Annotated in this window: 10 protein-coding genes; 8 read left to right on the top strand and 2 right to left on the bottom strand. The window is 43.8% G+C overall.

The window, feature by feature from the left end; genetic code table 11:
- Nucleotides 1-37: 37 nt before the first annotated feature.
- On the bottom strand, nucleotides 38-889 hold the full coding sequence (pyrF, locus tag R8G66_16300; protein MDW3193936.1) for an orotidine-5'-phosphate decarboxylase: 852 nt from the start codon (nucleotides 887-889) through the stop codon (nucleotides 38-40).
- A 118-nt stretch (nucleotides 890-1,007) separates the two neighbouring features.
- Here pyrF and R8G66_16295 point away from each other — a divergent pair, with 118 nt between their 5' ends.
- From R8G66_16295 to R8G66_16265, 7 genes are all read left to right on the top strand, one after another.
- Nucleotides 1,008-3,044, top strand: coding sequence for a hypothetical protein (locus R8G66_16295; GenBank protein ID MDW3193935.1), 2,037 nt, complete (start codon nucleotides 1,008-1,010; stop codon nucleotides 3,042-3,044).
- Nucleotides 3,045-3,496: 452 nt separating this feature from the next.
- Nucleotides 3,497-3,787, top strand: a complete 291-nt coding sequence (locus tag R8G66_16290) for a hypothetical protein (protein MDW3193934.1) — start codon at nucleotides 3,497-3,499, stop codon at nucleotides 3,785-3,787.
- Nucleotides 3,787-4,374 (top strand): Crp/Fnr family transcriptional regulator, encoded by a 588-nt coding sequence (locus R8G66_16285; protein ID MDW3193933.1) that lies wholly within the window; start codon nucleotides 3,787-3,789, stop codon nucleotides 4,372-4,374. Before R8G66_16290 ends, R8G66_16285 begins: the two co-directional genes overlap by 1 nt.
- A 184-nt stretch (nucleotides 4,375-4,558) precedes the next feature.
- Nucleotides 4,559-4,939, top strand: a complete 381-nt coding sequence (locus R8G66_16280) for a hypothetical protein (protein MDW3193932.1) — start codon at nucleotides 4,559-4,561, stop codon at nucleotides 4,937-4,939.
- Between the two features lie 2 nt (nucleotides 4,940-4,941).
- A complete protein-coding gene (locus R8G66_16275; protein ID MDW3193931.1) occupies nucleotides 4,942-5,772 on the top strand; it encodes an oxidoreductase in 831 nt (276 codons plus the stop codon).
- A gap of 180 nt (nucleotides 5,773-5,952) precedes the next feature.
- Entirely contained in the window at nucleotides 5,953-6,840 is an 888-nt protein-coding gene (locus R8G66_16270) for a universal stress protein (GenBank protein ID MDW3193930.1), read from the top strand.
- Complete coding sequence (locus R8G66_16265) at nucleotides 6,837-9,203, top strand: HAD-IC family P-type ATPase (GenBank protein ID MDW3193929.1); 2,367 nt, start codon at nucleotides 6,837-6,839, stop codon at nucleotides 9,201-9,203. Before R8G66_16270 ends, R8G66_16265 begins: the two co-directional genes overlap by 4 nt.
- Here R8G66_16265 and R8G66_16260 read toward each other — a convergent pair.
- A complete protein-coding gene (locus R8G66_16260) occupies nucleotides 9,194-9,952 on the bottom strand; it encodes a Stf0 family sulfotransferase (GenBank protein MDW3193928.1) in 759 nt (252 codons plus the stop codon). The genes R8G66_16265 and R8G66_16260 overlap by 10 nt on opposite strands.
- 159 nt (nucleotides 9,953-10,111) lie before the next feature.
- On the opposite strand from R8G66_16260, the gene R8G66_16255 reads away from it, so the two are divergent.
- Nucleotides 10,112-11,518, top strand: coding sequence for an MBL fold metallo-hydrolase (locus tag R8G66_16255; protein MDW3193927.1), 1,407 nt, complete (start codon nucleotides 10,112-10,114; stop codon nucleotides 11,516-11,518).
- Nucleotides 11,519-11,578: the final 60 nt, after the last annotated feature.

Below are 11,578 nucleotides of genomic sequence, written 5' to 3'. Positions count from 1 at the left end.
TTCCATGATAAAAATCAATGAAATTGACTCAGTCTCATTAGGCTTTATCGATGATTCCCGAGACTCGATTTCCTGAAAAATCCATCAGGTTTTTAGCCATTTGCTGTTGGACTTTACGGGCAGCTTCAGCGGCTTTTTCTGCAAAGTCTTCGCCATCTCCGGCGTAAATGATCCCGCGTGAAGAGTTGACAAGCAGGCCACATTGCTTATTCATGCCATATCGACTCACATGATTTAAATCACCGCCTTGTTCTCCGACCCCAGGTATCAATAGGAAGTGATTTGGAACAATGGATCGAACCTTAAAAAGTGATTCTTTACGTGTGGCACCTACCACATACATCAAGTTATTCGGATTACTCCAGTCCTGGCTTTTGCGGATGATGCGCTCGTACAATTTTTCACTGTTGTTATCTACCAGTAGCTCCTGGAAGTCGAAGGAACTTGCATTAGACGTAGCTGCCAATAGGATTACCCATTTACGCTCATATTCGAGAAATGGAGAAACAGAATCTTCGCCCATATATGGAGCGACAGTCACTGCATCGAAATCCATGTTTTCAAAAAATGCCTTTGCATACATTTTGGAGCTATTTCCAATGTCACCACGCTTGGCATCGGCGATGGAAAAAAACTCCTTGGGCATGTACTCCATGGTGCGCTCCAGCGATTCCCAACCTCTGGATCCCAAAGCCTCGAAAAAGGCAATGTTTGGCTTAAAGGCCACTGCATACTCTCCTGTTGCGTCGATGATCCTTTTGTTGAATTCAAAGATGGGATCATCCATTTTTTTGATATGAGCAGGAATTCTGTCCAAATCTGGATCCAGACCTACGCATAAGAACGATTCTTTTTCTTTAATCTTATCAAAAAGCTGTTGACGAGTCATGTAAAGGCTAATTAAGGCAGCCGCAAAATTAATGATTTATTGACCATGCTGAAAACGACAGATTAGCTTAAGGTCACTAAATAATGGACAACCCGGTCAATATCATATCTTTGATGACATGGTTAAAAAGTGGTCAATCAGAACATGTGCCTGGGCGCTACTGATAGGAATGTGGTTGCTTCCTGGCTTTATAACAGCTCAAAATGACCGGGATTTCTGGCAAATTTCTGATCGAGGATCCATCGTTTGGTCGGTAGGTAAGCATGGGCAATTGCCACATACGGAAAATATTGAGATGGCTGGAAAACAAGTTGCGGCCATCATCTATTATGCAATTGATTCCAGTCAGAACTTACAGTTGTCCCGAGATGTAATTTTTCCGCAACTGAGAACCTACAACAAATACGATGAACCGGACTGGAAGAAATACCGGGCATACTTTCGGAGAACTGTAGCGGATGAGGTAATGCCTTCCATTCATTTGAATGATAAAGTGATTCGTCCAAGTCGAGTTGATTCTGTGGAGATTGGAGGCTGGCTACGTTTTCATCATACCCCCCTCGAAGGATTGAAAATTACCAGAATGCTGTATCCTTCCCTGGAAGGTCGTTTTTTCGTGGAAGAATGGCAATTGATCAATTTGAGTGATCAGGTCTTGTCCATCGATTTAACCCATAATCTTTGGAGTCAGTCTGAGATGGGATATAAAGGGCTTTATACGTTCCATGCATATGGGGATCGTACAGAGAAAGTTCAACTGGCGCAAGGTGAATCCATGACTTTTCCTGTCTATTTTGGAGCGACACTTAATGAGGAATCGTCCCAGTTCAATGCTGAAGAGGCCTGGGATCAGCGGCAATCATTTCTCGATGAAATGCGATCTGGTCTTGAATTGATAACTCCCGATCCGGTTATCAATCAGCTTTTTTACTTCTCCAAGATCAGGGCTTCGGAAAGCATTTTTAAATCATCCATGGGATTGATACACTCTCCCGGTGGAGGTAATTATTATGTAGGGACCTGGGCCAATGATCAGGTTGAATACAGTGGGCCATTTTTTCCATACCTCGGATATCAGGTTGGGAATGAAGCAGCATTCAATACCTATCAAAAATTCAAAGCACACATCCCGGCAGGAGATGGTCATATTCCCTATGCGTTCGAGGTGGATGGCAATTTCACCATGGATTTTCTGGACCGGGGAGACGCAGCTATGATTGCTTATGGTACTTCAAAGTACCTCCTGGCAAGAGGTGATTTGGATGAAATGAGGACATTATGGCCGTTGGTTGAATGGAGTCTGAAGTATTGCCATGAGCATCGAAATTCTGCAGGTGCCGTCATGTCGGAATCGGATGAAATGGAAGGTAGAATATCAACAGGTAAAGCGAACCTTTCTACCTCTTCATTGTATTACGGTGGTTTAAAATACGCAACTCGACTGGCGGGCATCATGAATCAAAACAAGCTGGCTGGTCAGTATCAAAAGCGTGCTAAAGCAATGGAGAAAGTCATTGAACAATACTTTGGAGCTCGGATGGAAGGGTTAGATACGTATCGTTACTTCGATGGGAATGAATACTTGAGGCACTGGATTTGTTTGCCATTAGTAATGGGAATCACGAACCGACAGGAAGCGACACTTTCTGCTTTGTTCGAGCACCTCTGGACTGAGAATGGTGTGTTGGTTGAGAAAAAGCCAGATAGTAAAATCAACATGTTTTGGGACCGTGCAACTTTATATGCGTTGAGAGGCGCCTTTCGTGTGGGCGAAACGGAACTGGCTTTTGAGAAATTGAAGGACTATTCCAGGAAACGCTTGCTTGGAGATCATGTGCCGTACGCGATTGAGGCTTATCCGGAAAATAACATGAAGCACCTTTCGGCGGAGAGTGCCCTTTATTGCCGCATAATTACCGAAGGCATGTTGGGTATTGAACCTGTGGCATATCGTTCTTTTCAATTAACGCCTGCCTTGCCTGCGGAATGGGACTTCCTGGAATTGAAGAGTCTCTCCTTGTTCGGAAAATCAACTGATCTCTCTTTGCAAAGAATAGATAACAAAATCTTGGTTGAGGTTATGCTTGATGGAGAAACAATTCTAAAGAAGCAGGTTGCGGAAGGTAAAGAGGTATTGGTGCAGCTTCCTAATTGAATTGGGTTATATCTGTAACGGTCTAAAAAACAAAAAGGGCTTGTCCATTGCTGAACTTGCCCTTCTTAGTTCTGCAGTTGCCTTAGCATCTGCACAACTTCAAACTACTGTTCGGACTCCCGATGGTTCCGTTTCATCGAGTTGCCTCTCTGTTCGGTTTTCCATCACAACTTTTTAAGCTTCGCTGGTTTGAGTCGAAACTCACTCCAACTTCCCCTTGTCTGGTTGGAAACTTTCGTTTCAGTTTCCTATCCCTCGTTTGATGAATCTAAGGTAGACCATATTTTTGCCATTCCAAATTTTCCAACCCCCTCATTTTCAACAGGTTTTACACCAAATAATACCCGGGTTATACCATAGTTATGCACCAGGTTATCCACAAAGAGGTTGTTACCTTTATAAGCGTCTTATTTTTAGGTGGTTTCTGAGCTGTTAATCAATTAAATTGAAATATGACATTACAATTAATTCTTGGGACACTGTTGCTTTTGCATGTCTATGACGCATATACAACTCAATTAGAGCTGGATAAGACAAGCTCTTTAGGAGATCAAAAGAAACAATGGAACACAATATTGATCTGGATCATACCTTTTATTTGGCCGCTATTGGTCCGTTCAATGATCAAGAAGAAAAGATTAACAGTGATGACCAAAGGCAAGCGAAAGCCAAATCGAAGAAGAGGCACAGATGATTGGGGAAATTTGACTGGGTACGGTGGAGGAGGTAGTTTAGGGGATTGATGTCTGATACAGCTCCCATACTCACCAATATCCGTCGCTATGTCGACTTTTCCGAATCAGAAGCAGAACGATTGCAAGCAATCATTAAAACGACACGCTTCAAGAAACGACAGTTCCTGGATCAGCCCGGGTATACCAGTAATTATCGAAACTATATTCTAAAAGGAGCTTTTCGGTCCTTTTTCATAGATGAAGAGGGCAAAGACCATACCGTACAAATTGCAATAGAGGATTGGTTTGTGAGTGACTTTTACAGCTACATCACTCGTATGCCCGCGACATTGTATGTAGAGGCATTGGAAGATTCGGTTTTGCTGCAGATGCGCTATGAAGACATTGAAGGCTTGTGTAAGGAGTTGCACAGCTTGAGTGAGTACTTTCGGATCACTACAGAAAGGGCTTTTGCCTATTCGCGGATGCGTGCTTTGTCTAATCTGAGCAAATCAGCTGAAGAACGCTATTTGGAGTTCAATGAATTGTATCCGGGTATCGTGCAGCGAGTACCACAAAAGATCGTAGCCTCATACCTGGGGATGTCTCCTGAGTTTTTAAGTAAGATCCGATCGCAGTTGAGTAAGAAGGGGTGAAACTTCGAAACCTGGTAATCAATAGTATTAAATCCCCCGCCCATGCCTCGTCCGGCAGGCGGGCTTTCAGGGCACGCCCTTGTCAAGGGGGATTCTTAATCTAGTTCAAGACTTTTTCCTAATCCAGTTCATTTTTCACGCGTACAGACCCATCCAGTTTTGCATCAATAAAAATTATTTAGTCATGCAAAATTTAAAAGAAACCATTCCTGGAGTCGTACTCGGCATCCTGATGATCATATTCGGATTGAATAAATTCCTCGGCTTTATTGCGGTGGATCCACCTGCTGATCCAGTTGCTCAGTCATTTTTAGGCAACATGTTCACGACCTACCTTTTTAAAGTAGTGGCCCTGGCAGAGATTTTAGGAGGTATCCTGCTATTGGTGCCAAAATTGAGATTACTGGGATGGATGCTACTTGCACCCGTAGTATTCAATATCGCTGCTTTTCATGTAGCACATGATTTTATTGGTAATGGGATTTGGTTGCTTCCTACCGCGCTATTCGTTTGGGTGGGTATTAATTTCCGAACCTCTTTGTCTCAATTGATAAAAGTAGCCTGATCATGAAAAAGCAAATTTGGTTCATCACCGGAATCTCGAGCGGCCTCGGAAAATCATTAGCTGAAGCAGTTATAGAAGCGGGACATTACGTTATCGGCACCTTTAGGAAAGCGGATCAGGTAGCAGCTTTCAATGACACCTATGGTGGGAAAGCCGAAGGAATTCTGTTAGACATCAATTACATGAATACCAGTGCTGAAGCTGTACAGCAAGTTCAAGAAAAACATGGCAAAATTGATGTCCTGGTCAATAATGCAGGGATGGGGTTTGTAGGAGCCATTGAGGAGACTTCCATGGAAGAAGTTCGCAAAGTTTTTGAAACGAATTTTTTCGCTACCCTTGGACTCACTCAGGCGGTTTTGCCATTGATGCGTAAGCAGCGTTCAGGACATATTGTTCAGATCTCCTCTCATGGGGGTGTCAAGGCTTTTGGAGGGTTTGGGATCTACAATGCCAGCAAGTTTGCCTTGGAAGGGTTCAGTGAAGCCCTTGCCCAGGAAGTAGCTCCGCTGGGTATTCATATAAGTATCGTCGAGCCTGGTCCTTTCCGAACAGCTTTTGCTGGGAATAACCTTGGATTAGCCTCGAGTGATATTGCTGATTATCAGGATACCGCAGGAGCATTCAAAACCAAACTTCAAGGAGTAGACGGCAAACAGGAAGGTGATCCTGATAAAGCGGCTCAGGCTATTATTGATCATGTTAATCAGGAAAATCCAACCTTGAGATTACCGCTTGGGAAGGTACCGATGGTAACGATTGGTGCCAAGATTGAAAGCCTTAAGGCTGATCTGGAAGCGAATAGAGCAATTGCCGAAGGGGCGGTTTATTAGATAAACTCCAACCCTGACAGGGTTAACCGCCACGGTAATAAACCCCTGTCAGGGTTAATTTCATTCCGAAAAACCTCGTTAAGGTTATAATAAATCAACTCGTAACCTGTCAAAAGTCATGTTCAGGGGATAGGGTGCCGTGTACCTTGCTTTCAGTTTTCAAACAAATAATAAAGCGCCATGGAACACATCATCGTCCCTACCGATTTTTCAGAAGAGGCCAAATCTGCCCTGGCCTTTGCCACTGAACTAGCCAAGCGTGAAGATGCAGAGATTACGTTGTTGCACGTGGTGAACACCACCCAGGTTTTCCATCCTGTTTACATGGATCCTATCCTGACATCCCGACTATTAAAAGACCTTAAAACCAACGCCGAAAACACCTTAGAACAATGGCGGACCGAATTTGCTCCGGAAGCTAAGACGCATACTAGCGTAGAAGAGCTTTCTTTAAGTGAAGCGATCGACCTCATTGTAGAAGAAAGACCAACAGATCTCATTGTCATGGGGACCAAAGGGTCTTCCGGATTGACAGAGTTTTTTGTAGGATCTAATACAGAGAAGGTCGTGCGCTTTGCCAATGTACCTGTTCTGACTATTCCTGCCGATTCATCACCGGATGCGATCAAGAATATTCTGATCCCAGTACAATTGGATCGGGTACCAGTTCGATTCCTTGAAGAGGTGAAGCTACTAAGAACGCTATTTCAGGCGAAATTAAATTTTGTCTGGATAAAATCTCCTCATGATGTTGGGGCATTCGATCAATTACACAAGCAATTTTCGGACTACCTCAGTGCTTATTTCGAAGGAGAAGACTACAGCCTGTTCACGGGAAGAGACTTCTTACCGGAAGAAGCGATCGTCACTTTTGCAAAAGAATGTAATGCGGACATGGTAGCTATGGCAACATGTCAACGCAAGGGTATTGCCCACCTGTTTTACGGTAGTACCACGGAGAGTGTGGTCAATCACGCTAACGTACCGGTACTGGCCTTTCCTTTCAAAAAGCAAGACATCATGCTATTTGAAAAGACGAATGCCGGATTTACGGGTGTAATTATATGACGGGAGTAGCTCCCTCACCAAAGACACAAACAGATCATTGTCATTTGTGCCAACAGCCAATTGAGGATGAAGCTGTATTAGATACCCAGGGCAACGAGTTTTGTTGTTCTGGGTGTCAAACTGTATATGCCATTCTGGAGAATGATCCTGAATTGCAATTCAAAGAGATCGGGACTGCCAATCGGTTCCAATACCTGGACTTGCCCGAGATCACGGAACAATTACTGGTTTTTCAATCAGAACAATTCGGACGAGTACGATTTCACCTGCCCAATATTCATTGTAGTTCTTGCGTGTATCTGTTGGAACAGTTACCCCAGTTTTATCCTGACATTGTACAAAGCAGGATCAATTTCCCAAAGAAGGAAGCAGATATTCTCTTCAAAAAGCAGCTTCCACTCAGTCAACTGGTGCAGTTGCTTTGTGTGATGGGGTATGAACCGAGTATTAACCTGGGGATTGACAACAAAAAAAAGAAAAAACAAAACAACATCGGGAAGAAGATTGCTGTGGCTGGATTCTGTTTTGGCAATACGATGTTGCTCAGTTTGCCCGAATACCTGGACACCAATTTTCTGTTGGATCAACAATTCCAGTGGTTATTCCGTCTTCTAAATCTGGTCCTTACCTTGCCCGTTCTTTTTTATTCGGCACAAGAGTATTTTAAAAGTGCATGGGGTGGCCTGTCGAAAGGTCTCTTCACTATTGACGTGCCTATTGTACTGGGCGTACTGACTTTATTCGCGAGGACATTGTATGAAGTAGGCGCTGGAGTCGGAGCGGGCTACTCCGATTCGCTGACCGGATTGGTGTTCCTATTACTGATTGGAAAATGGTATCAACACAAGACTTATGAGGCCCTGTCTTTTGATCGGGATTTTAAATCGTACTTTCCCATAGCGGTGAGTAAGCTCATGGAGGGAAAAGAAGTGCCTACGCATGTGAAAGACCTGCATCGGGGTGATTTGGTGACGTTACATCATCAGGAACTTGTGCCTTGTGATGCTTATCTGGAGTCAGAGGTGGCAAGTCTTGATTACAGTTTTGTATCAGGTGAGTCAGAACCAGTTCAGGTTCGCAAAGGCGAATTACTGTATGCTGGCGGCCGAAATTTAGGAAGTCGCATGGAGCTGAAGGTGGAGAAGCCTGTAGATATGAGCTACCTGACTAGCCTATGGAACCATGAGGATCTACAGGAAGAAGAATCTACCTTTCAGAACCTGACCGATCGCATTTCGAGGTATTTCACGTTTGTTGTACTTGTACTGGCCAGTGCTTCGGCGGCCTACTGGTATTTTGTGGCGCCTGCCCTTGTGTGGAAAGTGGTCGCTTCGGTACTGATCGTCGCTTGCCCCTGTGCCTTAGCGTTGGCTTTACCTTTTGCTTACGGTCATGCCTTGCGTGTGCTCGGACATCACGGGATCTATCTGAAGAATGCCAATGTCGTAGAAAAATTGAGCCAAATCACCACACTGATTTTTGATAAAACCGGAACCCTGACCTATCAAACGGCCAAGCAAGTTGCGTTTATAGGTGATCTCTCAGCTTTTGAATTAGAACTGGTCGATGCGCTTATCCGACAATCTGCTCATCCGCTGAGTCGAATGATTCATGATAGCCTTAAGGGTGCCTCCGAACACCCAGTATCTGATTTTGAAGAGATCGTTGGCAAAGGGTTGAAGGGGGAGGTTTTCGATAAATCGCTCCGAATCGGTTCTGCGTCTTTTTTGGGTGTGGATGAGGCCCAGGAATCCCGACAGGCAAGGGTTTATGTTAGTGTCCAGGGGGTAGTTAGAGGCTATTTTCGCATCGATCACAACTATCGAAAGGGATTGGGAAAGGTCCTTGAGAAATTACGCAGCGGTTTCAAATTGCAATTGTTATCTGGTGACCGACCTACGGATGGAGAAGTCCTTACAGATAATTTTGATGAATTACATTTTAAGTTGAAACCCGTCGAAAAGCTGGACTTTGTACGAAGGGAACAAGCTGCTGGAAACATAGTAGCCATGGTGGGGGATGGACTTAATGATGCTGGTGCGCTCCGAAAAAGTGAAGTAGGTATTGCGGTAGCAGATGATGTCCATCAGTTTTCTCCGGCCTGTGATGCGATTTTGGATTCAGATCAATTTACAAAGCTGCCCCGGTTTTTCCAATTCGCGGGGAGGATGCAAAACGTTTTGAAAACCGCTTTCGTCTTTTCATTTCTGTACAATATCGTAGGATTAAGCTTCGCGATTTCAGGGCACCTTTCACCCTTGGTTTCTGCGATACTAATGCCAGTCAGTTCTGTTTCGGTAGTAGGACTCGTAGTTTTGATGGTCAATCATGCCGAACGTCAAATGCTTAAAACTCAAGGTTGATTATTCGAAGAAAAATATTGAGGATACTTCTCCCTCACTTCATCTACATTCTTCAGAAGGTCTGACAAAGAATAAGTGGCTTGTTTTTCAAGTACGGTAAATAACTTCCTTATTCTGACCCCTAGAAAAGACTGCACTTCATTCAATACAGTCTCAGGGTCTTGGGTCAACGATTCGTAGGATAAAGAAATCATGGAGTGCTCCTTGAAATCTTCCAGGCTTTGAGCTTGCTGTGCTTTTTGTTGATGGACATGAGCTTCAAAAGCAGCTAAGTCAAGGGTGATCTTATCTTCATTGGATGTCTCTTTTTTTGTGGTCCATTCCCGTTTTTGCCAGGCCAATACTTCTGAGATGTATTTCTCCAGCATGTTCTCACGCGTGAGATGGATCACTTTAAGGTCTTTGTCTTGGGTCAGTTTGGAATAAAGATCATCGTAAGGTGCTTGCTCTGAAAACTGGTAAAAGACTTTAAATCCGATTGCTTGAATAACGTTGGGATACGGCTTGAAATAGTCCGTATCAATTCCATTTTCTAATTCGCGCCAGGGCAGCTCGCCAAGTGAATAAATGTTCAGGTTTGAATTTAGGTAGGTGTGTAATAGAGTAGAACCGCTACGAGGGGAAGAGAGAAGAATAAATTGGCGATGAGTAGACTTCCCGGGTAAGGTATTGATGAGGAACCTCCTGTAGCGTTGTAAAACTGATGTTTTCAGGTAGGAAAAACTAAAAATGCGGAATTTATGGGGCAAGGAACGTTTGGGTATAACTAATGAACATAAACATAGAAAAATCCACGATATTCTGCAGCTTATATGCTGATTTTAATCACACATCTTTTGTAACATAAGTTGCAGATTTACAGGCTCTTAATGGGTTGTTTTGTGATATAAACCTTCGAAAAAAAGACCATGAAAATCGAGCAAATATATACCGGATGCCTGGCTGAGGCTGCCTATTACATTGAATCGGAAGGAGAAGCCGCTATCATCGATCCCCTCAGAGAGGTTTCACCTTATTTGGATATGGCTTCTGCCGACGGAGCCAACATTAAATTTGTTTTCGAGACGCATTTCCATGCAGACTTTGTTTCTGGTCACCTGGATCTGGCCAAAAAGACTGGAGCGGCGATTGTCTACGGTCCTACGGCAAAACCCGACTTTGAAGCTTATATCGCTGAAGATGGTGAGGAGTTGAAATTGGGCAAGGTGACGCTCAAAGTCCTGCATACCCCGGGTCATACCATGGAATCTTCGTGCTTCCTATTGATTGATGAATATGGCGTTCCGCATGCATTGTTCACTGGAGATACCTTGTTTATCGGAGATGTAGGCCGACCCGATCTGGCGGTCAAGTCGGATCTTTCTCGCGAAGATCTAGCGGGTCTGCTATTTGATTCACTTCGCAATAAAATCATGACTTTGTCCGATGATATCATCATTTACCCTGGGCATGGTGCAGGATCGGCTTGCGGAAAGAATATGAGTAAAGAGACGAGTGATACCCTCGGCAGACAAAGGCTATTCAACTATGCATTGGCACCCAGGATGTCACGAGAAGATTTTATTGAAAAAGTTACTTCGGGATTAGTGGCACCACCGCAGTACTTTCCCAAGAATGCAAGCATCAACAAACAAGGATATGAAAGCATAGATCATATCCTTAGAAGAGGAACCGCCGCATTGTACCCAAATCAATTTGACGAATTACAGCAGCGGCATCAGGCACTCATTTTGGATACACGTCCATCCCAGGACTATATTGAGTCCCACATTCCTGGTTCTCTGTGGATAGGGATTGACGATAATTTTGCTCCATGGGTGGGTGCACTGATTGAAGATTTGGAACGTGAAATTGTTTTCATTTCCGAACAAGGCAAAGAAGAAGAAGTGGTGACAAGATTGGCCAGGGTTGGTTACGATCATGCCATCGGGTATCTTGATGGGGGTGTGGAAGCCTGGAAACGTTCTGGTAGAAAAACGACCAGTATCAAATCAATAGGGCCGCACGATTTTGTAGGGTTATTCGATACTCAACTCCTACATGTGCTTGATGTAAGAAAAGCATCCGAATTTGATGCTCAACATGTGGAAGGGGTCGTGAATTTTCCACTGGATTTTATTTTTCAAAACCTTTCAGAGCTGAACCCCGATTTGAAGTATTATGTGCATTGTCAGGGTGGATACCGTTCGATGATCGCATGCTCCATTTTAAGTAACCATGGATTTCATGTAGTCAACATCGAAGGAGGGTTGAATGAGATTAAAAAATCTTGTGTTCAGGTCACCGCTTACAAAGAACCTGAGACCATGCTTTAATAGCATGAGGCTGTCTGACTTTGTCTAGAACAGACAGCCTATTTTCTTCTGTTGGATTAA

This window comes from Cytophagales bacterium, from assembly GCA_033344775.1.
GTDB lineage: Bacteria > Bacteroidota > Bacteroidia > Cytophagales > Cyclobacteriaceae > JAWPMT01.
The sequence above is the reverse complement of the archived record's forward strand: the minus strand, read 5'-3'. Positions and strand labels throughout refer to the sequence as shown.

Bases quoted from the DNA above. Each gene is read 5' to 3' on its own strand.
- pyrF (MDW3193936.1), bottom strand. From the start codon at position 889: ATGACTCGTCAACAGCTTTTTGATAAGATTAAAGAAAAAGAATCGTTC.
- R8G66_16295 (MDW3193935.1), top strand. From the start codon at position 1,008: ATGGTTAAAAAGTGGTCAATCAGAACATGTGCCTGGGCGCTACTGATA.
- R8G66_16290 (MDW3193934.1), top strand. From the start codon at position 3,497: ATGACATTACAATTAATTCTTGGGACACTGTTGCTTTTGCATGTCTAT.
- R8G66_16285 (MDW3193933.1), top strand. From the start codon at position 3,787: ATGTCTGATACAGCTCCCATACTCACCAATATCCGTCGCTATGTCGAC.
- R8G66_16280 (MDW3193932.1), top strand. From the start codon at position 4,559: ATGCAAAATTTAAAAGAAACCATTCCTGGAGTCGTACTCGGCATCCTG.
- R8G66_16275 (MDW3193931.1), top strand. From the start codon at position 4,942: ATGAAAAAGCAAATTTGGTTCATCACCGGAATCTCGAGCGGCCTCGGA.
- R8G66_16270 (MDW3193930.1), top strand. From the start codon at position 5,953: ATGGAACACATCATCGTCCCTACCGATTTTTCAGAAGAGGCCAAATCT.
- R8G66_16265 (MDW3193929.1), top strand. From the start codon at position 6,837: ATGACGGGAGTAGCTCCCTCACCAAAGACACAAACAGATCATTGTCAT.
- R8G66_16255 (MDW3193927.1), top strand. From the start codon at position 10,112: ATGAAAATCGAGCAAATATATACCGGATGCCTGGCTGAGGCTGCCTAT.